28 protein-coding genes and 1 pseudogene are annotated in these 26,129 nt (G+C 40.7%); 1 reads left to right on the forward strand and 28 read right to left on the reverse strand.

The window, feature by feature from the left end; genetic code table 11:
- Positions 1–248: 248 nt before the first annotated feature.
- The 4 genes from FYJ45_RS24645 to FYJ45_RS24655 form a co-directional block, all read right to left on the reverse strand.
- Positions 249–488 (reverse strand): recombinase family protein, encoded by a 240-nt coding sequence (locus FYJ45_RS24645; RefSeq protein WP_235931003.1) that lies wholly within the window; start codon positions 486–488, stop codon positions 249–251.
- An 88-nt stretch (positions 489–576) separates the two neighbouring features.
- A complete protein-coding gene (locus tag FYJ45_RS29850) occupies positions 577–732 on the reverse strand; it encodes an SHOCT domain-containing protein (RefSeq protein ID WP_195841971.1) in 156 nt (51 codons plus the stop codon).
- 161 nt (positions 733–893) lie between these two features.
- Complete coding sequence (locus FYJ45_RS24650) at positions 894–1,289, reverse strand: hypothetical protein (protein WP_154467657.1); 396 nt, start codon at positions 1,287–1,289, stop codon at positions 894–896.
- A 647-nt stretch (positions 1,290–1,936) separates the two neighbouring features.
- On the reverse strand, positions 1,937–2,362 hold the full coding sequence (locus tag FYJ45_RS24655; protein ID WP_154467659.1) for an RNA polymerase sigma factor: 426 nt from the start codon (positions 2,360–2,362) through the stop codon (positions 1,937–1,939).
- A 475-nt stretch (positions 2,363–2,837) separates the two neighbouring features.
- Here FYJ45_RS24655 and FYJ45_RS24660 point away from each other — a divergent pair, with 475 nt between their 5' ends.
- Positions 2,838–3,185, forward strand: coding sequence for a helix-turn-helix domain-containing protein (locus FYJ45_RS24660; protein ID WP_154467661.1), 348 nt, complete (start codon positions 2,838–2,840; stop codon positions 3,183–3,185).
- Between the two features lie 95 nt (positions 3,186–3,280).
- Here FYJ45_RS24660 and FYJ45_RS24665 read toward each other — a convergent pair whose 3' ends face one another.
- From FYJ45_RS24665 to FYJ45_RS24780, 24 genes and pseudogenes are all read right to left on the reverse strand, one after another.
- Positions 3,281–3,616 (reverse strand): hypothetical protein, encoded by a 336-nt coding sequence (locus FYJ45_RS24665; protein WP_154467663.1) that lies wholly within the window; start codon positions 3,614–3,616, stop codon positions 3,281–3,283.
- 108 nt (positions 3,617–3,724) lie between these two features.
- Positions 3,725–4,162, reverse strand: coding sequence for a winged helix-turn-helix domain-containing protein (locus tag FYJ45_RS24670; RefSeq protein WP_321170302.1), 438 nt, complete (start codon positions 4,160–4,162; stop codon positions 3,725–3,727).
- Positions 4,163–4,175: 13 nt separating this feature from the next.
- A complete protein-coding gene (locus FYJ45_RS24675) occupies positions 4,176–5,360 on the reverse strand; it encodes a hypothetical protein (RefSeq protein WP_154467665.1) in 1,185 nt (394 codons plus the stop codon).
- A gap of 473 nt (positions 5,361–5,833) precedes the next feature.
- Positions 5,834–6,100 (reverse strand): annotated as a pseudogene (locus FYJ45_RS33435) (IS4 family transposase); the annotation flags it as partial.
- A 24-nt stretch (positions 6,101–6,124) separates the two neighbouring features.
- The gene (locus FYJ45_RS24685; protein WP_154467667.1) at positions 6,125–7,288 is read right to left on the reverse strand and encodes a hypothetical protein; all 1,164 of its coding nucleotides are present in this window, start codon (positions 7,286–7,288) and stop codon (positions 6,125–6,127) included.
- A 13-nt stretch (positions 7,289–7,301) separates the two neighbouring features.
- Positions 7,302–8,504: a hypothetical protein gene (locus FYJ45_RS24690; protein WP_154467669.1), complete on the reverse strand. Its 1,203-nt coding sequence runs from the start codon at positions 8,502–8,504 to the stop codon at positions 7,302–7,304.
- A 17-nt stretch (positions 8,505–8,521) separates the two neighbouring features.
- Positions 8,522–9,181, reverse strand: coding sequence for a hypothetical protein (locus FYJ45_RS24695; RefSeq protein ID WP_154467671.1), 660 nt, complete (start codon positions 9,179–9,181; stop codon positions 8,522–8,524).
- 1 nt (position 9,182) lies between these two features.
- Positions 9,183–10,070: an ABC transporter ATP-binding protein gene (locus FYJ45_RS24700; RefSeq protein ID WP_235931004.1), complete on the reverse strand. Its 888-nt coding sequence runs from the start codon at positions 10,068–10,070 to the stop codon at positions 9,183–9,185.
- A 143-nt stretch (positions 10,071–10,213) separates the two neighbouring features.
- Positions 10,214–10,987 carry a hypothetical protein gene (locus FYJ45_RS24705; protein ID WP_154467673.1) on the reverse strand — a complete coding sequence of 258 codons (774 nt, stop codon included), beginning with the start codon at positions 10,985–10,987 and terminating at the stop codon, positions 10,214–10,216.
- Entirely contained in the window at positions 10,984–12,372 is a 1,389-nt protein-coding gene (locus FYJ45_RS24710) for a HAMP domain-containing sensor histidine kinase (RefSeq protein WP_154467675.1), read from the reverse strand. The genes FYJ45_RS24705 and FYJ45_RS24710 overlap by 4 nt, the downstream gene beginning before the upstream one ends.
- Positions 12,369–13,025, reverse strand: a complete 657-nt coding sequence (locus tag FYJ45_RS24715) for a response regulator transcription factor (RefSeq protein ID WP_154467677.1) — start codon at positions 13,023–13,025, stop codon at positions 12,369–12,371. Before FYJ45_RS24715 ends, FYJ45_RS24710 begins: the two co-directional genes overlap by 4 nt.
- 227 nt (positions 13,026–13,252) lie before the next feature.
- Positions 13,253–13,510: a helix-turn-helix domain-containing protein gene (locus FYJ45_RS24720; RefSeq protein WP_321170303.1), complete on the reverse strand. Its 258-nt coding sequence runs from the start codon at positions 13,508–13,510 to the stop codon at positions 13,253–13,255.
- Positions 13,511–13,520: 10 nt separating this feature from the next.
- Positions 13,521–15,317 (reverse strand): VirD4-like conjugal transfer protein, CD1115 family, encoded by a 1,797-nt coding sequence (locus FYJ45_RS24725; RefSeq protein ID WP_154467679.1) that lies wholly within the window; start codon positions 15,315–15,317, stop codon positions 13,521–13,523.
- Positions 15,302–16,831 (reverse strand): DUF3991 and toprim domain-containing protein, encoded by a 1,530-nt coding sequence (locus FYJ45_RS24730; RefSeq protein ID WP_154467681.1) that lies wholly within the window; start codon positions 16,829–16,831, stop codon positions 15,302–15,304. The genes FYJ45_RS24725 and FYJ45_RS24730 overlap by 16 nt, the downstream gene beginning before the upstream one ends.
- 14 nt (positions 16,832–16,845) lie before the next feature.
- Positions 16,846–19,671, reverse strand: a complete 2,826-nt coding sequence (gene mobP3 / locus FYJ45_RS24735) for a MobP3 family relaxase (protein WP_154467683.1) — start codon at positions 19,669–19,671, stop codon at positions 16,846–16,848.
- On the reverse strand, positions 19,664–20,440 hold the full coding sequence (locus FYJ45_RS24740) for a hypothetical protein (RefSeq protein ID WP_154467685.1): 777 nt from the start codon (positions 20,438–20,440) through the stop codon (positions 19,664–19,666). Before FYJ45_RS24740 ends, mobP3 begins: the two co-directional genes overlap by 8 nt.
- Positions 20,441–20,554: 114 nt before the next feature.
- Positions 20,555–20,971, reverse strand: a complete 417-nt coding sequence (locus FYJ45_RS24745) for a ribbon-helix-helix domain-containing protein (protein ID WP_154467687.1) — start codon at positions 20,969–20,971, stop codon at positions 20,555–20,557.
- A 611-nt stretch (positions 20,972–21,582) separates the two neighbouring features.
- Positions 21,583–21,840, reverse strand: coding sequence for a DUF6103 family protein (locus FYJ45_RS24750; protein ID WP_154467688.1), 258 nt, complete (start codon positions 21,838–21,840; stop codon positions 21,583–21,585).
- 33 nt (positions 21,841–21,873) lie between these two features.
- Positions 21,874–22,809 (reverse strand): DUF5688 family protein, encoded by a 936-nt coding sequence (locus tag FYJ45_RS24755; protein ID WP_154467689.1) that lies wholly within the window; start codon positions 22,807–22,809, stop codon positions 21,874–21,876.
- Positions 22,810–22,831: 22 nt separating this feature from the next.
- On the reverse strand, positions 22,832–23,761 hold the full coding sequence (locus FYJ45_RS24760) for a DUF5688 family protein (RefSeq protein ID WP_154467691.1): 930 nt from the start codon (positions 23,759–23,761) through the stop codon (positions 22,832–22,834).
- A gap of 12 nt (positions 23,762–23,773) precedes the next feature.
- A complete protein-coding gene (locus FYJ45_RS24765; RefSeq protein ID WP_154467693.1) occupies positions 23,774–24,145 on the reverse strand; it encodes a DUF6103 family protein in 372 nt (123 codons plus the stop codon).
- 12 nt (positions 24,146–24,157) lie between these two features.
- A complete protein-coding gene (locus FYJ45_RS24770; protein ID WP_154467695.1) occupies positions 24,158–24,499 on the reverse strand; it encodes a DUF6329 domain-containing protein in 342 nt (113 codons plus the stop codon).
- A 48-nt stretch (positions 24,500–24,547) separates the two neighbouring features.
- Complete coding sequence (locus FYJ45_RS24775) at positions 24,548–25,633, reverse strand: C40 family peptidase (RefSeq protein ID WP_154467697.1); 1,086 nt, start codon at positions 25,631–25,633, stop codon at positions 24,548–24,550.
- Positions 25,609–26,115, reverse strand: a complete 507-nt coding sequence (locus tag FYJ45_RS24780; RefSeq protein WP_154467699.1) for a gamma-glutamylcyclotransferase family protein — start codon at positions 26,113–26,115, stop codon at positions 25,609–25,611. The genes FYJ45_RS24775 and FYJ45_RS24780 overlap by 25 nt, the downstream gene beginning before the upstream one ends.
- Positions 26,116–26,129: the final 14 nt, after the last annotated feature.

Raw genomic sequence — 26,129 nt, forward strand, 5'->3', positions numbered from 1 at the left:
CCTCCTTAAGTGCTTTGATAAAAATACACTTAAATCGTGATGGATTATGAAAAGTAAATCAACCAAAGAATCCTTTATTTATAAGGTTTTCTATCGCCTACTTTGCATAATGTGTAGCTTTTCATAAGCCACGCCCCCTTTCTGGTTTGCCATCACGATAATCTTACACACGGGTTCTCAACCTCCTGTTTTCAGTGGATTTACGCTGTTTCAGCGCATAAAAAAACTTGGACTAAACTCGCACTCCGTTATTGGAGTTCTGACTTTAGTCCAAGTATAGCTGTATCATCGGCATACACTCCTGCAAATTCCCAGAGTGGATTGCTTTCAATCTTTTCCGTATAATACTCCACCTGCGTGGCATAGGATTCTGCCTGCGCCCTTGAGCCGGTACTGACTCTGGCATAGGCACACACTTTTAATTTCTGCTGTGGGTGTGTACGTTTGCTTTCGGAAACTGCATTGATGACTGTTACTTTTTTAGCCATTTTCGGTTCTCCTTTCCTTTGTTTTCAAGGAATTGCTCCCTTGTTAGCAACATACACTACCACACTTTTTCTATTATATCTAGCGTTTTTACAGATATACTTTCGCAAGTTCGGGAGAAAAGGTTTCAATGTTCAAAACACCGATTTTATCCCTTTCTTCCTCACTTATCAGTCCGCTTTCCTGCATCTTTTTAAGCAGAATTTCTGCCATCTTATACATAATTTCATTGGCTTCTTTCTTCATAGGTTGCTCCCTAATCCAGTTCGTAAAGACTGACCGTCTTAAATGCCATGCAGGTGGCCACTACAAGAATTACGCCTGTTGCACATACTACAATAATGATTACTCTCATCGCTTTCCTCCGAATTTTAGATAAACTAAATTTATATCCCAAAGAAACACACTTACATCATCTGACACTCTGCCATAGTAACCGCTTGGTCCTCTGCAGCGAAGTACATATCTGATTCCTCTCTGGTTACCATCAAGATTTCCCCTGCTTCCTTCTCACCCATCTGAATCGGTGCAAGATAAGGAATAATCTCTGCACACAACTTCTGATCCGGGCAGGTATTAATAAATCCACCGCAAGTATCCAATATCAGACGGTCAACCATATCGGTAATTATCATTTTCTCTGCATCATAAAAATGATTGCCAAGGAAATTTGCCATATTCTCTGGTGTTGTAGAGATAAAAAACTCCTGTCGGTTTCCTCCGTCACTCGGATAAAAATAGGCATATCCAGCCCTTTCTGTATCCAATATCTTTTCTACCATGCTTTTTTCTTCCTCTGCCATTGGTTCTCCTCCGTTTCACGCTTCCTTAATTTTTGTGCTGCTAAAACACACAAGAATACGGCAGAAGTATCCATTACCTCTGCCGCATGAATTCTGTGATTTAGTCTCACTGCCATAATCCTTCACTTCTTATAAGTGATTTGCTCCTATTCGACACTACTCCCCGGAGCCGGAACGCCGCAAAGACAGAGAGAAAAATAATTCCCTGCCTGCTCATCCCTTAGGCAGTCAATCCAGACTGTCTGCGGTTTCACAGACATCACAGGCATCTCACCTCCACCACTGCGTGCTGGCTAATCTCAAGGAGTATCATTATAGGCCATTTACATCCTCGCACCTGCCTACCACAGACAGGCTGTACCCCGGTTGTCTCGCTCGGCTCCTTAGATGCGATCTTTTTTACATTCGACAGACGGATGCAAGAGTGTCATTGCGCCCCGGTTACGGCTCTTTAAATGGCTAACGTATCTGGACTGCTGGATATGGCTGGCAAAACACATCGTGATTTTGTGCTGCTCTCGAAGCAGATATAAACGTATCCCCTCCGGCATTTGTCAAAGTACCATGAGAGGATTTCAGAAGAGACCAACCGTCTGAAAAAGTTCCTCTCATAAGGTACTCACACAAAATCGGGTTTTGACACCCCTCTACTCAAAAAATTTTTTTAAATTATTTACAGCTCCTTGAATGGATTTCCACACAACATTCTGTGAAACACCGATTTTCTCAGCAATCTCCCTTGTTGTCATCCCTTCAAAAAAATAAAGATGCAGTCGTTCTCTCTGTACCTCAGTGAGTGACTGCATCGCTTTTTGTAATACTTCCAGTTCCATTTGTCTGATTACCATGTCCTCCAGTGACTCTCCTGTATCCATCATCAAATCTTCCGTATCTCCTTCCACATATCCATCCGCAGTGGTGTGTCTTAAATCTCGCATTTCCTCTGCATGAGCTTCTTTCCGAAAAGTATTTGCCAGAGCTTCATAAACTTCTCTAGTGACATAGGTATATTCAGTTTCTCCTATTGCATCCTTATAAAAATCTTTTACTCTGATTTTTATCCATTCTGACATCTATGTGTCCTCCATTTCGTAATTTTTTTGAAATGAAGGACATGAGGCGGACCTCGTTCTTTGCTAATGATGCTGCAAATAAAAAATGCCCAGACAGATACATTTATCTGCTGAACATTATCTATAAACAATATTCGTTTTTTTCCACACGCTACAGACTTGTATAATGCACTTTCTTGTGTGTACTTATTTGCATCCACCGTGATGCATCTTATAAGTACCCCTTTCCACATCCAGTATCAGTCCTAGATATGTAAGCATAAAAATATCCCCTGAAATGTGCAATAAACATAAATCTCCCAAACACATTCAAAGGATAAAAACAACGTGAAAAAACCTTTGAACACTGCGTTTTTTTATATGCAGTATCCAAAGTCCTATATTGTATTGTGCATTGTTGCCCCTCGTCAAAGTGAATTATTAGTGCATTTCCAATCTCGAATGTGAACTATACACTATATATGGAGGTGCATATATGGCTGAAACTAAGAAAACTGATAAAAGCATGGGTTTTCGTCTGAAGCAGGCAAGAACTGAACAGAAATTAACCTACGAAGAATTAGCAGAAAAATCCGGTGTTTCCTCTCGATACATCAAAGAAATCGAAAATCATGGTAACATACCAAGTATTGAAAAATTAGGACAACTCATTCGGGCATTACATATCTCTGCTGATCCTTTTTTCTATCCAGCAGCTCCAAGTGACAACTTAGATTACCAACGGCTGCAGGTATATTTATCTCAATGCACGGATGACCAAATAACCACCATCCTTGCTATTGTGGAAGCCTATCTTCGGACATATAAAAATCCTATGAAGTAGAATAACAAAGAAATCTGTATTTTAACTCGATTTTTTCTGAATTATTCTGAAGTCAAAAAGGCGGTTTACTCATATCAGAGCAAACCACCTTTTTTCTACTTCACTATTTTGTTAAGCAATGCTTCTATTTCATCTCGCTTATTTATAACGCCCAACCCCATAAATATCTGTATCACATCTACCATTCCTTGATAATATGCCCTCTGTTCTTCTTGAAAATGAGCATGTTCAACAGCATCCAGATAATTCTCTATACAAGTCCTATCTCCATCAGCCAATGAAGAAAAACACTCTTGAAACGCTTCATGTTCTCTCTCAAGAATCACATTAGCTTTCATTGCTTCTTCTGTCTGCACTGAGTACTCCCGGTCTCTGGCTTCGGACCTCAATTCCTCAAATACATTAGACAATGTTTCAAATAATTTATTCATGTTGGCTCCACCTTTCTTTAAATTAAATATTGCATTTTTCAGTAGATATTATCAATCCCTAAATTCCCATTTGCTATTTTTCTATACAAAATAAGCAGCAATCCGTTCTCACCGACCACTGCTTATATTCTGATTAAACCGATAACCGACACCCCAAACCGTCTGTATATAGACAGGCTTGCTAGGATTATCTTCTATCTTTTCCCTGATATTTCTAATATGGCTCATCACGATATTATAATCGCCGGAATAGGGTTCTTTCCAAACAATATCATAAATTTGTTCTTTACTAAAAACCCTCCCTGCATTTCGTGCCAATAATTGTAATATCTCGAATTCGATAAATGTTAGATATATATTCTCCGCTTTTCGTTCAATTACTCGTTTACTAATATCAATCGTCAAATCCGAAAAGCATAATTTTTCGTCTTTCAGAGTCATTTGTGCTTCTTCTACATATACATTGTTTCTAACATTTAACACCGATAAAATCCTATCGAAAATCTCTTCCTCAGTATCTTCAATAGTTATTATTAATGTCTTCACATAATTTCACCCCTTAGTATAGTCCTCTTTTCCTTTTTATCTTTTGCCAACTTATCGCTAATACTAACAGAACTCCTGCAATCATGCCTGAGAGCAAGATGCTCCAACTTAAAACCGAGAAGCTGATTCCAAAAAATCTATATACCTCATTCCCTGTATAATAGTGTGAAAAAGCTGTCAAACGCAGAGGCATAAAATTGGCAAAATAATGGTTTACCTGCCATATGTACATCTGGTCAAAGAGCAGCAATGTAATCCAAAAAAATGCAAACACCACTGCACTATTCATTATTTTCTCCATAACTACTGTAATCAAAATCAAGATGCATATATCTAATAAAAGTGCAACGAATCCAACTACTGCGTTTATAAAAAACTGCTGTAGATATGTAATGTTATAAAGAGAGAAAAATGTTGTCATGTTACTCTGAATATATTGCATTCCACCATTCAAACCAAATGGTATCATCTTTATTACAAAAAACACAAAAATACCAACAAAATATAAAGCTGAACCTACCGCCAATGCTGTTAATATTCTTGCGGTATCCAATTTTTTCTTTCCATATCTGGTTGACCGATACAATTCCGTCATATTTACTTTCGGGTCATTTCCAAAAAGTGGGAACAATAGCACGGATATAAATAAAATCAACAACGGAACAAATGTACTCATGTCTCGGTTCAATACTTTCCACCCTTCCGCATAATCATATGGGATTTCGGAAAGTTCGCTTGCCTTCTGCAAAAAACTTTCTTTCTCTTCCTGAGTATATTGGATGTATCTATTTTCCCACAGCATAGATCGAATTTGGGACAAGCGTGCTTGATAAAAATTATCTATCTCCACATTTGTTAGTTCCTGTACTGATTTTCCATAGTTTAATCTAACAATCTCATCAATACTGTATTCATCAATATATACATTGTTTTCCTGCTGCCGCATGAACGACAGTAATTCCCAATCTATCGCTTTCCCTTGAAGGTATGTCTTTGCGTGGGTGAGATTTTCTTGCCAGGTAATAGTTTCCCCATTTACATCCAACACCTCGTAATGCCTTAAAGAAAGATACAAACTGCAAGCTGAAAACAAGAATATCATTACGAAAGACAACAAAATCGTTCTTTTACTTAAAATCCTTTTGCTCTCTATTTTTACAATTTCTATCATCGTTACCTCATCTCCGTTCATTAACATTATGCTTTACCCTTCTAGTTCAATTGATACTTTTTATATGAGAATCGCAGAAGCAACCAACATATGAATATATATGCTGCACTCAGTAAAAGAGCAATTACAAAGTAGGGTACTACCGTATTCCCAACGAATAGAAAATCTGTCAACAAAACGCTCTCTTTAAACTGTAATGGATTGAACATTTTAATCTGGCTGTATGTAGATGCTTGCCGGTACATTAAAACCAATACGACAATACCCAAAACAGTTGTAATTTTTGTATTTTTTATTTTTATTGATAAAAGCATTACAATATTTGCCATAACCAACGCCCCTGCCAATCCACAAAAAAATACGATCAACAATGCAGAGCCAATACTTAAATTATGGACACACTCAAACCAAAATGTCTGTACAGAAGCTCCTAGACCATTCAAGCTGGCTATTCCACCATGCACCACAATAAGCATCCCAACATATATCAGGTATGATGCAACTGTAGCGTCCTTAATGATTCTGGATGCAAGAATCGTTGTAAAACGAATCCAGTTAATCTGAATCATCTTCATGAAACGATATACGGTATCTTTTGCAAAAGTCGGGGGATTCCGTCCTGTAAGCAGACTCATATACATACTTCTGTTAGAAAAAATCAGCAGAAAAAGATACTGAAAAATTTCTATTACCGGAATTCCCTTTGTTTTGTAGGCGTTAGATGCTTTCAAAGCTGAGGAAATATGAAATCTTGTAAAAAATCTTTTGTCCTATGACATCCCTATCTCTGATTAGCCTGATAATCCCTTTTTCCTATTGATGTATAACACTGCCAACCCAACTCCCAAAAAGGTCACGGATAAAATCAGAGATACAATAATGCTCCAGCTCATGCAAGAGATACTAAATCCGCAAATTCTGTACAATTCATTTCCTAAAAAGTATTGCCGAAAATCGGTCATTCTCACAGGCATAAAATTTGTGAACCAGTGGTTTACAGGATAAAGATATACCTGATTAAAAATCACAAGCATCACCAGAAAAAATACCACGACAGAGGCACCAGTCAAAATATTCTTTAAAATAATTGTAACAATCAGTGCCAAACTAATCATGAAGATCAGTACCACATACCCTCTAAGCAGATTTAATAAAAATTGTTGTAGGTAAGTAATATTGTACAGAGAAAAAAAGGTCCTTACATTGCTCTGGATTGGCTGACTCGCCCCATCAAAACCAAAAGGTAACATTACAATAACAAAATATATTGCCATACTGCATACATAAAGAACGGTTGCTGTCATATAAGCAGCTATAATTCTCGCCATATCCAACTGCCGCTTTCCGTATCTACTGGAACGTATCAGTTCCTCCATCCGCACCGTCGGGTCACGTCCAAACAACGGTAATACAAGAACCGATATAATAATAACAATTAGGAAAACAAAGTTCCCCATCTTTTCCGCTAACGCTTTCCACCCTTCAGCGTACTCCATAGATAAGGCAGACAATGATTCCGCCCTATCCATAAAACTCGCTATTTCCTCATTTGTATAACCCTTTTTAGTATCCTGTAAAAGATTTTCATAAATTGTTTCTGCTCTTATCTGGAAAAACTGCTCCATTTCATCATCAGATAATTCATCTAAGCTTTTTCCTTCATAGTTGCTGGATATTAATTCCATAATATTGTCACCATTCAAATAGCCATATAGGTTTGCATCCTCCCGCAGGCTTTCCATACATTCCTTATCCAGATAAAGCCCTTTGGAAGTGTTTCTCGCACCCGACAGATTATCCTGCCAGGTGACTGTAATTCCTTGTACGCCTCGCACATTATATCTATCCAAATTCCTTTGACTATCATAAATGGAAACAACAAGAACAAATACCAGAAATCCTAATAGAATTACCCTGCTTATCATCCGTTTACACTCTAATATTGTAATCTTCATCACATCACCACCGTTAGTTTATATGATATTTTTTATAAGACAGTTTCGTACCGATGTATAAGATCACCACATACAGCACAGTTAAAACAAGGACAACGACAAAATAAGGTACTGCTGCATTTCCTATGAATATATATCTCTTAATCAGGTTGTCGTTCTCGAAGTTCATCGGACTGATCAGTTCAATTGTACCGTACATATCTTTCGTCCGCATAATCATAAATACTGCTATGGCGGAGAGAACAGCTGCAAGTTTTACATTTTTAAGTTTTATCGAAAACAACATGACTAAATTCGCTACAACAAGCGTTCCCAGTAATCCGCCTACAAACATGATAAGCAGTCCGTCACCAATTGTCATATTATACAGACTGTCAAACCACAGCATTTGAGCCGATACATTCCATCCAGCCAAAGTACCAATCAATCCGTTCATAATCAGTTGAACACCTAAATAAATCAAATATACGCTTACAGCAAACAGATTCCCTGCAATCCACCTCGCATTCAAATTCATTTTTCTTCCATATCTGGAGGAAAGTGTCAACTCTGTAACACCACCCGTATTATCTTTTGAAAACAAACCAGCCAATGTAAATGCCAGCATGATAAACACCAGACTGTAATCCTTAATATACCAGGACCTGAGATTAGCCAGTCCTTGATAATATCCAGTCACAAAAGGAGTTTTTAAATTGTCTGCCTTTCTATTCATAACAAGGAGCTGTTCATCAGAATAGAACCCATTATCCGCTAAATGTTCTTTTACTGTTTCCTTATAAGTTGTATAAAACATCTCCTCCGATTCCAAAAAATCGTAATCCAAGCCCACCTTGTCATTCCCATTTGACATATATGGTCCAAAATAAGCGTAATTAATAAAGTAATTAGGAACCATATACTTTGTCATGCCACCAGTTCCTAAATATCCTCTATGCTCCGCTAAATATGCCTTATCAAAGCTACTATTGTAACTGGTTATCAGATTTTGTATATACTCCCCGTCCATGACTCCTTCCAGTTCTTCAGATGCATCCTTCAATGCCCTGTAAGACGCAAGACCTTCCACAATCTCTCCCTGACTGTCTATTGACCGATACTGCAGGTTTAAATATACGAAAAGATGCAAAATTGCCACAGTACACATGGCAATAACTGCCACGCCAGCTATCTTATTCCACAACTTTCGATATTCCATCCATATTTGTTTTTTCATCTTATCGCCCCTTCTTACTAATTTGTTTTGTAGCTGCTACCATGATACAACACCTCCCAATCAGAGCCTTTTCCTTCCCTGACGAGAATGAGATACTGCCAGCTTCCATTGTTGCTGAATTCGCAGAGGAATATGTTATCTGCGTCATATCCACTTGCAACTCCTTTGTCTTCATCTTCATAGATAGCAGTCATCTTAGGGTCGACGCATGACCATACTTCACTTTCCAAATTGAGTGTATCTCTTACATAAGCCCCTGCTACTTCAAATGCTTCATTCAATTCCCTTGAGTCAAATCTGGATGTGTAATCATTACTGTCACCGATTTTATAATTATAGTTTTCCTCATTCGGAAGCTCTACCATTGTATAATTTCCAAGAGAGGAAGTTCCTTTTTCTCTCTCAGCCCGATAGTCCGCCAGCTCTTCCTCAATATTTTCTGCCGCATCTGTACCCTCTGTAGTCTGGAGCTGTGACTGGCTGCTCTCTTCCGTCTGCGAGGTCTCGGTATCTGTCTTACTCTCCTGTTCCCCTGCATTATGGTCAACATCTTCTATATCCTCGGAAGTAATGTTGTTTAATCCTTTATTTATATCATTATCATTTGAACCACACCCTGTCATAAATGCCAAAACAAGCATTCCCGCCGCCAATAACTTTACCTGATTTTTTTTCATGTCACTTCACTCCTTTTTGTTTTTCATTGACAAATATATAGTAATCTTCCAAAGTTGGTATTACAGACCTACATTCAATGTTCGGAAGTTGATCTCCCACAAAGCGAATTTGAACATCCTTTCCTGCTTGTTTAATATGGATGACCGCCCTCTCACCGCTTATGGTATTTACCATATCCTGCCCAACAGTTGCCTCCCACACTTTGCCAGCCGCTCCTTCTACCAGTTGTTCGATATTGCCGTTCTCTGTAATTTCCCCTTTTCTAATTACAATTAGCTGATTCGCAATAGCTTCTATATCTGATACAATATGCGTAGAAAGCAGGATTATTTTCTCTTTTGCCATGTTGCTTAGTATATTGGAAAACCTTATCCTCTCTTTGGGATCAAGTCCTGCCGTTGGCTCATCCAGTATCAGGATTTCAGGATCATTCAATATCGCCTGTGCAATGCCAATCCTTCTTTTCATTCCCCCGGAAAAAGTCCTCACTTTCTTATTTGCAACATCAGACAGATTAACAAATTCCAACACTTCCGGGATTTTTACTTTCAATTTATCTGCCGGGATTCCTTTCAGTGTACCCATATAATTCAGGAAGTCCGTTGCAGTAAAACTGGGATATACACTGTAATCCTGTGGCATATATCCAACTAAATTACGATAATTTTCATTTATCTCAATGATATTTTTTCCACCATACAGAACGCTGCCGCTGGTAGGGAAATCTACCGTGGTGAGAATCCTCATGAGGGTACTTTTTCCTGCGCCATTTTCACCTAAGAGTCCATACACCCCTTGTTCCAGCTTAAAATTCACATCTTTTAGTGCTTCTTTTTTTCGATAGGACTTGCATAGATGCGTTACCTCCAATTCCATCCTTGGCTCCATTTTTTTACCTCCACATTGTATTTCCCATCAAAAAAACACTCAGATAGGATATTTATATTCTATCTGAGTGATGCGACTTACTTTCGGTAAAGTTTTGTCAAAGTTGTAAAATAGTTGTGTTATAGTTGTAATTTTTTCTATTTCTACTTTATCAATAATTGATAGTCAATACAGTCATAACTGTTTTCAAACCCAATCGACATGCTATATGAATTCTCCTGAGCATATAATTGGCTTTCTTTTATTGCAATTTGGGTTCTTATTTCTCCAGAATCAATTTCATCATCCGATACTTGCAAACCAGCCAGTTCCACAAAAAGCCGTAATCTATTATCTGGCCATTTTTTCGGCAATTCTTCATTCAGCGTTATTTCCGCACCCCACACCTTTCCTGTGACAGCATTTAAGTATAGTATCGCACTCATAGATTGATTGGAATACGTCACTGTCCAAAAACTAAAATACGCATCCAGCCGTTCTCCGGTATCTTTTTTCTGCTCACCTACACCTAACTCTGCGCTTACAGAATAGGATGCCGCATCCTTTTCTTCACCTATTTCCATTTCAACCAGCCATTTTTCTCCGTTCTTAATTGCTTCCTCCATTGAAATCTGCCCTGTCACCCGGTCATGCAATATCACTCCGGTACGATTGTTCCAGCTCTGTATTGCCTCCTCTACCTGCTTCGTAGTAAGGAAATATAATTTGTCTTCAATGTCTCCACTCACGACACTTTCATCACCATGTTCCCATCCTTCCCATTCCCGGACCGGTGATTCCACTTCTATCCTTCCCCGCTCTGTCAACAATTGTGTTTCCCTGATTCTCAATATATAATTCATAGCTGCCATACTTCCAAAGATGAATAAAACAGCAAATATTAGGGAGATAAAGGTGTATTTGTATTTTCTTATCATTCATCTTCTCCCTTCTGCATAAAACTTAGATATATTCTGGTTCCGTTCTTTCCGTCACTGTCTATCTTCATTCTAGCTCCATGAATATCAACAACTTTAGACACAAGTGCCATTCCCAAACCTGCTCCATGTTGTTTTCTTGCTCTTGACTTGTCAACCAGATAGAAAGCCTCCGTAATCCGCCCTAATTCCTCCGGTGGGATACCCTTTCCATTATCCTCCAGACAGATTTGATAAATACTGCCATTTGCTTTTCCTGTGACCCATATATCTTTACAATCCGCCTTTATTGAATTGTCCACCAGATTCAGTATCATAGTCTTGAACAGGTCATAATCCACTTTGATCCTCCCATCTGCCATTTCCATATGAAATCTCACTTCACGTTTTTGGCAAACAGGCTCTATTCCTTGCTTTAGACTTGCAAAGATTTCCTTAACAGACATTTCTTCCAGAGAAAAATCCTGCTTGTCCATCACAAATAAATCCATCAGTTTCAAGGACAGCGACTCTAGTCTCATGCCTTCATTCAAGATATATTCCGCTGCACTTTTTACCTGATCTCTTGGCATATCTTTCTGATACAGCATGTCGGCATACCCAATTACCGATGTCAGGGGGGTTTTCAGTTCATGCGCAAAATTAGCTGCAAAATTTTCCTTTTGCCTTGCCACATCTGACAATTTTACAATTGTTTCCTCCACCTGCTCCGCCATCTGATTAAAGTCGGCTGCCAATTCACTAACTTCATCCTTTCCCTTTACAGGGATTCTTTCAGAATACTTTCCTCCTGCAATTCGCCTTGCTGCTGTCCCCACTTCCTTTATGGACGCTGTGATTGCCTTAGTTAACAGAATAATTACTGGAAAACTAATGCATAAAAAACTTAGATATATTTTTTGAAAATATGTAATCATATCTTTTTGATTCTTTATCACAGAACTTATATCTGTCTGCGTAATCAGATACATCTCGTTTCCGCCCTGACTGATATAATCACATACAAAAATATAGCCTTCTCCCTCTTTTTCATAAATCTGAAATGATATCCTATCATCTTCTCTTTCGTCAAGAGCAATCCCCTCTGGCAATAATGCCATATTTGAAAAGAAATATTCTCCATCTATTCCATAAACAGCAATCGGAACTGTAAAATTTTTTGCAATAGCGGCACGCTCTGCTTCTCTTTCTGAAAAGAAATCCGGCTCTGCATACAGAATGGACTGCAAAATATATTTATTATATTGAAACTCCTGAAAGGCAAGTTCTTTTTCCTGTTCGATTGCGTTCCCATAAGCATAATTTATCAACAGATACCCTACAATTTGAAAGGTAATGCTGAATATAACTACAAAGCACAGAAATATTTTATGAAATAATTTCATTGTCCTTCCTCCAGTCGATATCCTATCCGAAACACAGTCTTAATATATTTCTCCCAATTCAATTTCCTTCTAAGCCGCTGGATATGAGAATCCAAAGTCCGGGTATCTCCCATAAACACCTCACCCCAGATCTTCTCATACAACCTGTCCCGATATAATGCAACATTTTTGTTCTGTACCAGCTCCACTAATAAATCAAATTCCTTTACCGTCAAATCTACAACTATTCCATTCTTACTAACTGTCCGTGAAACCATATCAATTTCCACATCTGCAAATGTCAGTTTTTTGTTTACTTTGCCATACCTTCTAAGTAAAGACTCCACTCTGGCAATCAATTCTCCTACTTGGAACGGTTTCACAATATAATCATCTGCTCCGAGCCTTAACCCTCTAATACGCTCCTCCACATTTCCCTTTGCTGTGATAAAAATTACAGGAGTTCCTAATGGTTTGATATACTCCAATAATTCATAGCCATTGATTTCCGGCAACATAATATCCAGCAAAATCAAATCATAAGGGTACTTTTCTATGTAATCTGCTCCCGCTTTTCCATCATATGCACAGACGCAATCATAGCCTTCTGCTATTAGATTGATTTTTATTAAATTAGCAATCGCCTCATCATCTTCTACAATTAAAATGTTCATGTATAATTCCTCCCATTATAGTTCCATTATACACCTTAGATGTGTCATAGTTGTGTAATTTTCACTTGTTTATTTCTGAAATTTCAAATACACTTCTTTAAACTGTTTATATACAGCCTTATTAACTTTGTTTTTCTCTGTTTTCTCTTTAAAGTGATTACTTCCCTGCATAGGTCACAGTGAACCATACCATAGTTCACCCGACCTACGCAGTATCCCCTTGGTGCTTATTTTATAATTCTAAACAGCAGACTGCTCCTGCCACCATTTTCCCGCCATCTCTGTTCTTTTCTGATAAAACCACTCTGCTCCAAATCATGAATGGCTCTTTTCACCGTGCTGACCGAGAGATGCAGTTCCCTGGCAATGGTACCAATTGCCGGGAAACAAACACCTTCTTTGTTGGCACGATCTTTCAGATACAGATATACAGATACGGCTCGGTGGGGTAGTTCTGCCTCATATATTTTTCTGTCTACAGCGATACCTCCTCACTTAATCCTCTGTTCTGAGTGCCTGTCTTACCTTGGTTACCGTTTCATTCATCTGTGTCTGCTGCATTCCTCCGTTTCTGGATGCAGTGCTTGGCTCCGTGCTTTCCGGCTCCTCATCCATGCAGCACATATATCTGCGGATGATTTCCTCTTCGATTTCCTGCTTGTCTGCATAGGCTACCTTTCTTGCCGACTTTTCCTCAATCTCGTATGGCTCCTCGAAGGTAATTCCCCACTTTAGGAACAGTTTCAGTTTTGTTCTCATGGGATGGCTTCCTGTTTTGGATACGATAAAGTTACCTTTCGGCAGAGATTTTAACTCATCCGGTGTCATCAACGGTCTTTGTATCATCTGGAGAGACTGACTTGGATCATTCTTTCCCCTGCTGATGGAGCCAGACATGACTGTCTTATTGCCAAGGCTCTTGGACAGCACTTCGGCAGATTCGGAATTAGGAGCGAAACCGCCAAAGATGGTATCCTGACAGTTATCAATAATGATTTCTGCCCCCTCTTTTCCATAGTTTTTAGTAAGCTGTGCATAGGACTGTATCATGGGTACGATGCTGACTCTTCTGGAACGAGAGGCAGAGAACATCATCTCCGCACTTTCAATCTTTGGTATGGTTCCAACTTCATCCCAATAGAAAACCACACGGTTATCCAGCTTTCCACCGTTCTCATCCGCCATCACAAGGATTTCCCTGTAGAGCTGCTGCAAAATCAGAGAAATAATAAAATACTTGGTATTATCCTCTTCCGGCATCACTAAAAATACCGCTGTCTTCTGCTTACAAAACATTTCAGCATCGATAGCGGTATCAAAGCACAGTATCTGCTCCAGTTCGGAATCCAAAAAGGAGTTGAGTCTGGAAAGGGCTGTGGAAAGAACAGACTGCATGGACTGCTCTGCGGTATTTAAAGCTGCCCCGGCAAACCATTTTGCTTTATGGGTATCCGGCAGTTTTGCCATCAGCAACTGAAACTGATTCTTTCCCTTTACCTTGGATGGCGCCAGTAAATCCTGAATCAGTTTAAACACACTGATGATATGCCTTTTCTCCTTTGGGCAGAATTCTGCTATTAGCAGAATGACTGCGGTCAGCACACCTTCTGCGGCATCATAGAAAAATGCGTTTTGTCCGTAGCTGGCACTGTCTGCTCCTCCGGAGGATATGATGGTCTTGGCAGTAATCTTGGCATACTTTTCTGCCTTTGCCTTGGCACTTAAATTGTTATGGTCTGCCAGATACTCATCCATGTACTTGTTTACCAAGTGGAGCATATTATCGCCATCACTTCTCGTAGGATTTCTTAAATCAATGACTGCGGTATGATACCCATAGTATTTCTTGGCAATTCCTGCATAATTACGATAAAGGTCACCCTTGGTATCGGTAGTCAGAAAACTCATTCCACAGGCACAGGCATACTCAATGTTTGGGTACAAAAAATGCGCAGTTTTACCCACGCCTGCTGCCCCTATCATAAGACAATGCACATCTCCGGTATCTACAAGGGCATACAACTTTCCTGCCCTTTCTATGCTACTCAACACAAGTCCCTGTGCTGTAGGCAAGTTCTCTCCCTGCCTCCATTTCTCCGGCTCATAGGCTACTTCCACATAGGTTTCTTCGATTTCTTTCTTGGTGGCAAACCGGGCGGTTCCATGCTGACCGTCACCGACTGTCTTACTCTTGATTCCGTTTAATGTATAATAATGTGCCAGCAGGGATAATCCTCCAATCACAGAAAACATAATTACTCCTGCTGTCAGCAACATCATGACTGGCTGCATTCCATCTTCATCTCCTTCCTCTGTACGATTTCCTGTTTTTGATAATCTGTGGTAATAAAAATATGAGCCTTGATACATTCCATCGTAAGGCTCATACATTTCTTCACTAACAACTCTTTATTCTCTTTTACGCTTAAATCCCTGTTATCGAATACCGCCATTGCTTCCTCAAAAGCATTCTGCATATTCCGAAGTCTGGTTGCTAAATTTCCTTTGTCTCGGTGTGGCCGGTATCTCTTGCACAGATTTTCTAGGATTTCTTCTGCGCTGGTCTGGTGGCCTAGCTCCTTTCCCTCTTTTTCCATACATCTGACCAGCACTCCGCACAGAAGCATACCGTGACCGTCAAAAGCATCTTCCAGATTCTCCCTTTTCTGTCCTTGTTTTAAAGAGTTATATATCTCCCCATAATACCGCAGGATATATTCCCTGTTTCCATACTTGCCATCTACACATGCTGTTACTTCTTTTAAGGCATCGGTAAAGCTGTGACATTCCAATATCTTTGGATGCTCCTCTGCCGGTATTGCCTCCTGACCGTGCAGATGTTTTAAATCTTCATTCCAATCCTTATAGGTTGATTGTAGACTTCGAATGTTAGCATATCCTTTTGATACTAAAATCTCAGCAAGTCTGCCACAGGCTTCTATGCCTGCCGCGTCATGGTCTAAGCATAAAATAATCTCTTGCAGGTAGGGATGGTCTTTTAACATTCCAAGCATGGCATGTTCCGCTACTCCATTCAGCACAATGTAACTGTTCTCCTGCCAGTTTTTCGGATACAGCGTTAAAAAGGAAAGCAGGTCAATGGGAGCCTCAAACACATAAAGTTTCTTCCCTTTGCCTGCATATCCAAACCCATAGGACGGATTGGAACCTTCTTCATTGATTCGGAAACTCTTTCCGTCCGAGTAGGTTCCCTTTTTATGAATGTGCCGGATAGTTCCATCCTTATCCACTCCTGCAAAAACAGCATTGTGATGGTCTTCCGACTCATACAGGGTTCCCTGCTTTGCAAAGTAAGAAATCACATCCCGACTGATATATCTTTTCTGCATAAGATACGCATAGACTCTTTTCATGTTTTCATATTTCTTTGGGATGATTAATTCTTTCTTTTCCTTCTCAGGCTCCTCCACATCCTGTCCGGCTTGCGCTGTACTTTTCTCCTGTTTTCTCTTGGATGTATTCGTACCACCATTTCCATGCACAGACCTATGATTTTTTCCTGCTCCATGAATGACCTCCCCGGTTTCTCCATTTAACAGATACGTCACTGCCTCCGGAAAATTCATTCCAAAGAATTCCTGCATGAAATCAATGGCATGGCTTCCTGTCTGCTGGCTGTGACGATACCACCGGTTTCCCCGAAAGGTTACACTTTTATGTCTTTTCCAGCGCCATTCATTCCCGGACTTTTCCACCTCTTCATTCATATCACGCAGAATATTTAATATGGGGACTGCATTGGCTCTCTCCTTCTGTTCCTCCGTAAAATAAATAAAATCTCCCATCCGCTTCCTCCTTCCTACTGCGTCTGTACCATTTCTTCTCTATCATCCTCAGCATGACCTTGGGCAATCTTCTTCTGCTTGATTTTCCGTGCCATCTTACGATCCACGCCGCCTCTGCCGCCTTTTCTTCTTCCTGCCACATCTTCTTCCACAATTTTTTCCAAGTGATGAAGAAGCCTTGTGGCCATAAGCAACAGGTCCGGGTGATACCCTTCTCCCCAATGCTCCAAAAAATAAACAGCGTACACATTCCCCTGTTCCGCTGCTAATCTAAAATATTCGTATGCCTTTTCTCTGTCCTGTTCTACATCCTTCCCTATCAGGTATAACTTGCCAAGAACATACTGAGCATATTGGTTTCCGTTTTCTGCTGCCTCTGTCAAAAGTTTCAACGCAAGAGACACATTTTTCTCCACACCTTCTCCAGTCAGATACAACCTGCCTAACCGATACATGGCATATTCGTGATGCCGGGATGCCGCCAGTGACAAATACTTTACCGCTTTTGCCATATCCCGATACTCCTTTGACAGATAAATACTAGCCAACCTGTATTGTGCATAGGCATTTTCCTGTTCTGCCGACTGTTCCAGATAATAAATTGCCTTTTCCATATCCCTGGCAATCAAGGTTCCCTCCGCAAACAATTTTCCCAAGGCATAAGCGGCAAAGGGATTTCCCTGCCCTGCAATCTCTTCCAGACAGTTCATGGCATATTTGATTTTTGCATAGTCTGGTTCTATATCCGAATGTTCTTCTATTTTCTTCTGCTCCTGTCTGATATACATTTTGGCTAACTGATATCTGGCATGGGCATTATTGTATCCGGCAGCCTTTTTGAAATAATGCTCTGCCTTTTCCTCACTCGGCTCCGTACCTTTTCCGTGCAGATACATACAGCCTATCCGATACATAAGGTTATCATCCCTGGACTCCTTTTCCATCTTCAGAAAACCAAGAAAAGCAACTCGGAAACTTTTCTCTGCCAAATCTGCATTCTTTTCTGTTCCCCTGCCGCTTTCATATAATTTTCCAAGTTCATAGGATGCATAGGGATTTCCTTTCTGATGGGATTTTCGGAATAGGTGGAATGCTGTTTCATCGTCCTGCTCCACACCTTTTCCCTGCAAATAAAACATTCCAAGAGAATACTCTGCATACTTGTGGTTCTTATTTACTGCCATTTGAAACCACTTGGCTGCCATTGCTTCATCTGCCTCTGTGCCTAATCCGTACTGATACATCTTACCGATACGGTATTCCAGATAGGCTTTCTCTTTTTTCTGCTCCAGTTCCTGAAATCCTGCCAGAGCAGACCGGTACCACTTATTTGATTCTTCTTTATTTGCATCAACAAAGATTCCCTTTTCATACATTTTACCCATGTCATGCATGGCATAGGCATTTCCGTTCTCTGCCTCCTCCTTCATCAATTCATAAGCAGCTTCTTCATCCGGCTCCATCTCCTTGGTACCGTACAGATAGGTCCTGGCTTCTTTGTAGGTATCAGTCCATTCGGCATACACGCTTCTTTCTTTCGGGGTTGTACCCTCTGAGGTCGTTCTATCTGGAGTTGTTTCCTCTATGGTTGCCTCTTCCCCGATATCCTCTCTGCTGTTATCTTCCGGCACAATTACGATTTCTCTAACGTCTGCATCCTCTTCTGCCATTTCATCTTCTAATATTTCCTCCACTGTAATATCTGACTCTTCCGTATACAGATAGCCCTCTCCAAACCTTACCGCCTCTTTGATTACCATGTTCTTGATGCTTTTAAATTCTTTTCTGGCAGACAGCGGCAGAACTTCTAATGGTGTATCCTTATAGTGTCCGACAATCTCCTGCTGGCTCTCCATCCACTTCTCATAGCATTCCGCCACCAGCTTCTCCTTTGCCAGTTCGTCCACGATATCATTTACAATGGCTTTCACATCCGCTTTTAGATATCCATAGACCTTTTTGCCTCCTGTATTCATAAGTCTTCTTGACAGCAGTTCCATTTTTTCTGCAATCGCCCTGTTATGTATCATTCCTGACTGCATCTGGCCAAGTAAATAAAGCAGGCTCTTTTCTGCCTGCTCCTTCAACTTATTCCTCTGCTGTGTTTTCTTTTCATAGATGCTCATAAAATCCTGACGAAAAATATCGTGTGCAAATGCAGACCTCATGGTTTCGATGCCTTTTTCTGTCAGATATCCTTCGGTTGGCTTAGTGGAATACACCACCAGATGTACATGTGGATGATGAGACTCATTGTGAAAGGCTGCATACCATTTCAGATTCCTGCTGTCTATCTTATAATTCTCTGCCAGAAGCTGCACCCGACTACGGAGCAGAGCCTGCCACTGTGCTGCATTGTCATACCCAAGTCTTTCTGCATCCTCTCTGCGCAGGCTGATGACATTCGTCCAGATCACTCCTGGATGATTTGCCACCTCCTCTGCCACCTTGGAAAGCACCACCGCCTCCCCTTCATTAGAAAACAGACCGTGAGTACCTATTTTTTCTACTCTCGGTCTGTTCGCCAGATAATCAATATAATTTTTCTTTTTTGCTATAATGTCCAGATTGTTTTCCAATGCCTGCGTGATAAATTCCGAGGCATTCTCTCTGGTAGGTTTTTGAAGATACTCATAATACTCATGCATGCGGTCTGCATCGGGAATCTTTGACAAGATGTCTGCTATTAATTCTTTCTGCTTTATGGTTGCCGGCAGTAAAGACATTGTGCTGTCTACCTTTTCCACACCCTCACGGGTACCAATGTAATTCATGTAATTGGAAAGGTGGGATGGTGGAGCATTTTTTAAGTAGTTGCAACGTAAAATTAACTTAGGCATTTATTTCTCCTGCTAATCGTTCTAATTCATTCTTTTGAGGACAAACAATATATCCCCATTTATATTTTAATTGAGCATTGAATGCACATTGATTCATGCACATAATATCCTTTTCTCTTTCAATTTCAAACATCGCCATTGTTCCATCATTATTTATTACACGCTCAATATAATTTATGTGAATTAAGCAAATTGCCATCTGAGGAGATATAGGTAAATTAAAAGTTAAATGTCCATTAAAGCTGTAATTATATACACCATCCATTGATAATACAAACGGAATATTTGTTTTGTTAATCATGAATGTTACTATATATTCACATAGCAATCCTTCCTGTTCTGCAATGTTTATACCATTTCTGGAAATATAATCGTGACGTTTATATTCTGGTAGCAGTTGTAACAGTTCTTCTGACTCGCTATTCCGTTCCAACGTAGCACCTCTTGCAATTAATGCATAAACAAATTTTTTTATTTCACCATCAATGCTTTTATTAATCTCGATAGTTTCTCTTTGTAAAACTCCCATTCGTTCTATGTAAGCTATTATGTTTCCAAAAGGGGTTTCAATCTCATCTCTTAAATAGTCCTCTGTATATTTTGAATAATATCCGAACTGGGTATTTATTTTTCCAGCACTTCCATTTTTTCCAATATGCCCTTTTTCTACATCATAATAAAAAAAACGGTTATACTCATTATGAAAACGCTTCAATAATAATTTTGGCATTTGAATATGTGAATTTACTACATCGCGGCTATCACTCATTATACTTCTCCTATACCCTGCTAATCATGACTCTATGTTTCATCCTCTGCTCTAATAAATAATATCCATTATATCATTCAAGAAAAAACTTGTCATTGGCTTCTTTCCATCACATCAATCATGCTGATATTCATACGCATCCTCAAACCTCACAGCACCATTGATTCTTTTCACTTCATCTGCACACTTTGCCTGTAACTTTTGCAATGCTCCTTCATCCACGCCATGACTGTATGCAATCACATGGGACAATTTCGAAGTTTCCACCGCCAGCTTATACATCGCTCGAGCCATTCGGTTCTCGCTATCCTTTACGGTTGCGTGCATCACAGAGGAGATAGTGGAAAGCATATAGTTTTCAATTTTCTCTGATGTCAGATAGCCGATATAAAATTTCAATGCCTGATTCAAAAATTCATTTCTGGATTTTACATTAGCCTGCTGGAGCAGACTATCTATCTGCTCCAGCACTTCCTCCTCAATATAGAATCCCTTTCTTACTTTTCCCTTCTCTTCGCTTGCCACTCTCATCCTCCTTCTTTACTCTTCGCAGATGTCTACGATATGCTCATAGGCTTTCTCGACACTTCGTGTTCCTGCAAATAATTCTAATACTTTTATAGTCCCGTATCGGTAGTGGTGCGCACTCTTACCAAACAGACACATCTGCTGGGACTACTTTTCCTTTCTTTTTTCTTCTGCCTGCAAGCATTTTAGTGAAAGGCATAACTTCAAGTTCCCACAAAGCCTTTCAATTCGTGAAAACAATAAAAACAGGCATAACAATTTCAAAATTTACGAAAAAGTTATGCCATACCACAAATCTCCCAACGGCTCTGCCGGTGGGTGTTTGACGGGTTTTGCCGCCCTAAAGCGGCATAACCCCTTTAACCTGCACTATTTTCGATCCTAGTTTTACAGCCCTAAATTCCCCGGTTTACAGGCTTTATAATGCTCCTTAAAGCTGCCATTTCCGGACATTTCCGTTACCTTTCTTCAAATCGGCTCAAACAGGGCAGAATGAGTGCTGGTCGGTCACTTTATCCACTTTTGCCAAACGATGGCACAAATCGGCTCACGAACGCTCACACGGGGGATTTGCTTTCTCCTACCCCGGCGTTGCAACCGATTTTCCCCTCTGGTTACTCATTCTGAGCAGACATTCCGGCAGATGTGCCAGTGCTTTTTGCAGTATTTTTGTTGCTTTTCTTAATGGCTGCAGGCACATCTCCTCTGCTGTCAATGTATTCTCTCACTGCCTGGGGAACATATTTTTCATACATTTTGCCCAGCACATCGTTCATTTCAGACTCAAAGTCTGCGTCCTTCTTGCCCATGTACTGCTTGATTGCGTTCAGCTTTTCCTCTTCATATTTGATGGTTACTACTGCCTGTTTCATGTTCTCTTACCTCCATTTTTATGTATTTTCTCATTACATCTGCTGAGTCATTCCCATATCCTGCCCCTGCATATCATCCAGTTTGGACAACGTCTGCTCCTGACAATCGAATAAATATATATCTGCTGTCAATACATGTTCCGGGCGAATTCTCGTTTTATAAATGTACTCCACCAGCTCTTTCAGTTCATCCACATCCTTAATCTCATCGTTTTTCAAAAGGACACACTCATGCACCGATAAAGGAATCACCAGCATATCTGTTCCAAATTTCTTGGCAATTTCACTCATTGCCTTGCTGTCAAACATATATGCAGCTCCGTAAAATCTCTCCGGATTGGAAAGCATATACATGGTCGCATTCCTTCCATACTCCGGCAGTTTACTAACATCAAACTCTGCCTCTACCATGTCATGAACATCCGACAACTGATAGGGAAAATGCTGCTCCATATTGTGCCAAGCAGTTTCACGCAAGGTATTTTCATCAATTCCCCACATATCCAAATGAGAATTCTGTATCTGTATAACTCCTTCTCCATCTTCCCCCAGACTTACCTTTACATGATAAGTCAGTGCAAAGTCCTCCTTGATTTCATGGGGAACATCCTGCAGCAGTTTTCGGTTTCTTGCCGCATTGCACACAGACACACCGATACTGTCCTTTACCCTTTCATATGCAAAATCTTCCGCAGTAATATTAATATCCGGTCTGAGACTGTTTAAATAGGTATCCGCTATATATTCCATAACATCACCCATAGGCATCCCGAACAAATGATGTACATAAAATTGTTCCAAGTAAATGGACGGTGTGGTTTTATGCTCTCCGACTATGCACAAAGCACTCAAAGAAATATCATTGTTCTTAGTTGCCTGCCTAACGGATACCTCGGCACCCTCATATTCTTGTGGCAGATACGCTTTGATATTGTCAGCCACATACTTCTTAAATTCATCAAACTGCATACTTATTATCTCCTTCTTCCGTTCACATTTCTTGTGTCATACCATTGGTTTCATTCTGACTCTGGGACTCCAAATAATTTATCCAAGAGTCTCTTTCCACGCCAAACAAACCATCATGGGAGAGAATATCTTCTTTGGTGTCCAGCATCGCATCTGCTCCGTCCTCATACAGTTTAAAAAGTGGTACGTCTGCATCTAGCAATTCCATTGCCCTTTCTTTGGTAAGCGGCAGCATGCCATCCCAAACATATCCATAAGTGTGCATCTCTTCCATACTTATCTTATCCGGCATCAGTATTTCTTCATGCTCCGGTACCTGCGCCTTCGACAACGTATGGCTGTCCTTATCGTATCGGTAAATCTCCCCTGACAGGATTTCCTCTTCTCTCAACTTTGTCTGGTTCACGGAATTTACCAAATCCTTTGCTTTCCGGATATCCATTCCATGTTCCTCACAATAAACAATTGATTCATGCACAGAGGAAGGCATAATAATGAGGTTGCCGCCCATTTTATTTGCTACCTTCTGCATGGTTTCATCATCAAACATATAGATGGCACCATTGTCATTCATCCGGTTGGTAATAACAAACATATCCAGTAAAGGACTGATTCCTAATGACACCGGATTATCATTTTCCAAATGGTTTCTTCCAAAGTCAGCACGGCAGACATCCAGCAAATCAATCATAATCGGAGGTCGTTTTACCATTGTATTCGTCCATGCGTCACTCTTTAATGTGTCTGCATCCACTCCCCAATGCTCTATCTGTTCCTCCGTTACCAAGTCGCAGTCTCTTTTAAAATCTGCATCATAACCACTAAGCCGATACACCAAAGCCAAGTCTTCCCTGCACTCATAAAGCACATTTTTCGGAAGTTCCTCCAGCTTCTTGGCATTATATACTTCTACAAATAAGCGTTCCTTGATATCATCCGTATATAAATTCATCGCCACGCCCTCCTACATACTCATTACCATTCCACCATCTTGCTCCTGCTCCGGTTCCTGTACTCCCTGCTCCTCCGGCTGCGCTACTTCGCTATTTTCCTGCTCCTGAACAGTTTCCCTTGCAGCCTGCTGTCTGTTTCCTCGTCTTCCCTGACCTCTCCCCTGTCTTCCGTTTCCGACATCGTTCTGGGCAGGCTCCTCTGTCTGGGGAGTCATCTTACTTTCCACAAATTTTCGCACCTGCTGGGGAACACTTTTTTCATAAGTTTTATCCAGATGCTCCTTTAACACCTTTTCTACAGTGGTATCATTCTCCCGCAAGAAAAACTCCAAAGCCTCCATTTTCACTTCCGGAAACCCAATCTTGATTTCTTTCTCTGCCATTTCTCTCTCCTCCTACATATTCATCTGCATGCCAGCGGTCTGCGCTTCCTGCATGTCCTGATACTGACGGATGATTTCCTGTGCGGATGGTACAAAAGCGGAATATCTTGCATAAGACGAACCCTCGCTTTCCACCAGCACTCCCTCATCCATTCCCTCACCGGTTACCAACAGACAGTGCCATACACCGTCCTTTTCACACATCAAATCCACGTTTTCTTTAATAAAATCATAATCCTTCATGAGATGCTGTGTGAAATAAGCGTACTGCTCTGCCGGTAAGGTAATAACCTTTTCCACCTGAAATTCTTGAGTTTCAATCTCCGGCTCTTTTCTCATAAAAACTGCTCTCATTCTGCCTCCTTCCTGTGCAAAAAACAGATGCCTACGGCATCACAAAAACTATTGCGGTCTGCCATACAGCACCTGCTTATCACTGTCAAATAAATTTCGATATACTACTTTTCCTTTGGAGTAGGATGCATCCACTACCATTCCCTCTCCGGCATATACCCCCACATGGGTGATATTCATAAACCTTCCGTTTGGCTTATAACTCCAGAACACAAGGTCCCCCGGCTGTAAATCTTCCTTGGCTATGGTCAGATTATTTTCCACCAGATACCTTCCCTGCTCTGCGGCAGTTCCGGGTATGGTGATGCCAACCTGTCTGTAACACCACATGGTCAGGTAACTGCAATCCGTATAATCTCCTTTTCCACGATAGGTCTGGGAATATGGATGTCCTAATCGGGACATGGCAAGTTCTACTACTTTTCCTCCCACCTCACTTGCAGGCAGGTCATAATAGGTAACATCACCGCCTCCATTCCAGTTGCTCCAGTCATCAAAGCCATCTCCTTCCATCGGTGCTGTGGTATTATATTTCGCCAGATGCCATACATTCACAGCGTTGGATTGCTGTTCATAGGTTGCCGCTACTCCATAGTGGCTTTTTATCCGTTCAAACAATTCCACCTTGTCCGTAATGGCAATGGATGCCTGATAGGTTTCCACTTTTTCTGTTCCATCTTCCTCTGTGACCGTTCTGGTACGCTCCTCAAAATTCACAAAGGATTCTGCAAACCGTTTATAGTCTGCTTCCGTAAGCCAGAACCAGTCCTCGCCGAAATACAGAGAGTAAAACACCGCCTTGACCAGATACCTGTCCTGAACATCTCCCTCTGCCACTGCATCAATCTCATCCATTGCCGCATCAATCTGCCCGAAGCTTTGCTGCATTTTATAAATGTATTCTTTGTAGTCAGCAGGCATACTGATAGGGACAAAACCTCCGTGAAACGCAAGTCTTACCGCCGCCCTGTTATGATCTGCCGCTGCGGACGCAAGGTTTAAGATACACACGATGGCAAGAATGAAGGGAATACATATCCCCACAAGCACAGATGCGATTCCAGTCCAAGCCTTTTTATTCGTTCCTACCGCAATGGCGGCTTTGGCTATCATTGCAGCAGTTGTTGGTTCCATGCCTGCTCCTCCATTCCTTCATTCTCATACCGCTTTTCCACCACATCCTTGCAATAGGACACACTTTCAAGCAATCGGTTTACATCAAACCCTGCCTCTAAATATCCCGCTGTAATGGTTTCCAGATAGCGTATGGATGGCTTTCCAATCTCATGCCCTTCGTTCATGGTATAAGCCATAATGGATTCACATCCGTCCTCCGTCTGCACCTCCAAGTCCACCTTGCCATAGAGCCTTGGATAGCCTTCATACATATCCAGATTTCTTTCATCCTCCGATCCAATCTCCCAAATCAGAACAGGAACGCTGGCACCGGCTTTCGGCTCCACTGTGGCTACCGCAGATAAGCTGCTTCCCCTAAATAACAGTTCATGGTCTTTGATTTCTCCCTTCCCGATTACCTTTGCGGTGGGACATCTTTTTGCCATCTGTCCCAGATTTAAATTGGAACCATAGGCAATATATTTCTTTCTTTTCTCCATTTTCACATTACCTC

The organism is Eisenbergiella porci (genome assembly GCF_009696275.1).
In the GTDB taxonomy this organism is placed as follows: domain Bacteria; phylum Bacillota; class Clostridia; order Lachnospirales; family Lachnospiraceae; genus Eisenbergiella; species Eisenbergiella porci.

Excerpts from the sequence above, each read along its gene's own strand:
- FYJ45_RS24645 (WP_235931003.1), bottom strand. The coding sequence starts at position 488 with ATGGCTAAAAAAGTAACAGTCATCAATGCAGTTTCCGAAAGCAAACGT.
- FYJ45_RS29850 (WP_195841971.1), bottom strand. The coding sequence starts at position 732 with ATGAAGAAAGAAGCCAATGAAATTATGTATAAGATGGCAGAAATTCTG.
- FYJ45_RS24650 (WP_154467657.1), bottom strand. The coding sequence starts at position 1,289 with ATGGCAGAGGAAGAAAAAAGCATGGTAGAAAAGATATTGGATACAGAA.
- FYJ45_RS24655 (WP_154467659.1), bottom strand. The coding sequence starts at position 2,362 with ATGTCAGAATGGATAAAAATCAGAGTAAAAGATTTTTATAAGGATGCA.
- FYJ45_RS24660 (WP_154467661.1), top strand. The coding sequence starts at position 2,838 with ATGGCTGAAACTAAGAAAACTGATAAAAGCATGGGTTTTCGTCTGAAG.
- FYJ45_RS24665 (WP_154467663.1), bottom strand. The coding sequence starts at position 3,616 with ATGAATAAATTATTTGAAACATTGTCTAATGTATTTGAGGAATTGAGG.
- FYJ45_RS24675 (WP_154467665.1), bottom strand. The coding sequence starts at position 5,360 with ATGTTAATGAACGGAGATGAGGTAACGATGATAGAAATTGTAAAAATA.
- FYJ45_RS24685 (WP_154467667.1), bottom strand. The coding sequence starts at position 7,288 with ATGAAGATTACAATATTAGAGTGTAAACGGATGATAAGCAGGGTAATT.
- FYJ45_RS24690 (WP_154467669.1), bottom strand. The coding sequence starts at position 8,504 with ATGAAAAAACAAATATGGATGGAATATCGAAAGTTGTGGAATAAGATA.
- FYJ45_RS24695 (WP_154467671.1), bottom strand. The coding sequence starts at position 9,181 with ATGAAAAAAAATCAGGTAAAGTTATTGGCGGCGGGAATGCTTGTTTTG.
- FYJ45_RS24700 (WP_235931004.1), bottom strand. The coding sequence starts at position 10,070 with ATGGAGCCAAGGATGGAATTGGAGGTAACGCATCTATGCAAGTCCTAT.
- FYJ45_RS24705 (WP_154467673.1), bottom strand. The coding sequence starts at position 10,987 with ATGATAAGAAAATACAAATACACCTTTATCTCCCTAATATTTGCTGTT.
- FYJ45_RS24710 (WP_154467675.1), bottom strand. The coding sequence starts at position 12,372 with ATGAAATTATTTCATAAAATATTTCTGTGCTTTGTAGTTATATTCAGC.
- FYJ45_RS24715 (WP_154467677.1), bottom strand. The coding sequence starts at position 13,025 with ATGAACATTTTAATTGTAGAAGATGATGAGGCGATTGCTAATTTAATA.
- FYJ45_RS24725 (WP_154467679.1), bottom strand. The coding sequence starts at position 15,317 with ATGCAGCCAGTCATGATGTTGCTGACAGCAGGAGTAATTATGTTTTCT.
- FYJ45_RS24730 (WP_154467681.1), bottom strand. The coding sequence starts at position 16,831 with ATGGGAGATTTTATTTATTTTACGGAGGAACAGAAGGAGAGAGCCAAT.
- mobP3 (WP_154467683.1), bottom strand. The coding sequence starts at position 19,671 with ATGCCTAAGTTAATTTTACGTTGCAACTACTTAAAAAATGCTCCACCA.
- FYJ45_RS24740 (WP_154467685.1), bottom strand. The coding sequence starts at position 20,440 with ATGAGTGATAGCCGCGATGTAGTAAATTCACATATTCAAATGCCAAAA.
- FYJ45_RS24745 (WP_154467687.1), bottom strand. The coding sequence starts at position 20,971 with ATGAGAGTGGCAAGCGAAGAGAAGGGAAAAGTAAGAAAGGGATTCTAT.
- FYJ45_RS24750 (WP_154467688.1), bottom strand. The coding sequence starts at position 21,840 with ATGAAACAGGCAGTAGTAACCATCAAATATGAAGAGGAAAAGCTGAAC.
- FYJ45_RS24755 (WP_154467689.1), bottom strand. The coding sequence starts at position 22,809 with ATGCAGTTTGATGAATTTAAGAAGTATGTGGCTGACAATATCAAAGCG.
- FYJ45_RS24760 (WP_154467691.1), bottom strand. The coding sequence starts at position 23,761 with ATGAATTTATATACGGATGATATCAAGGAACGCTTATTTGTAGAAGTA.
- FYJ45_RS24765 (WP_154467693.1), bottom strand. The coding sequence starts at position 24,145 with ATGGCAGAGAAAGAAATCAAGATTGGGTTTCCGGAAGTGAAAATGGAG.
- FYJ45_RS24770 (WP_154467695.1), bottom strand. The coding sequence starts at position 24,499 with ATGAGAGCAGTTTTTATGAGAAAAGAGCCGGAGATTGAAACTCAAGAA.
- FYJ45_RS24775 (WP_154467697.1), bottom strand. The coding sequence starts at position 25,633 with ATGGAACCAACAACTGCTGCAATGATAGCCAAAGCCGCCATTGCGGTA.
- FYJ45_RS24780 (WP_154467699.1), bottom strand. The coding sequence starts at position 26,115 with ATGGAGAAAAGAAAGAAATATATTGCCTATGGTTCCAATTTAAATCTG.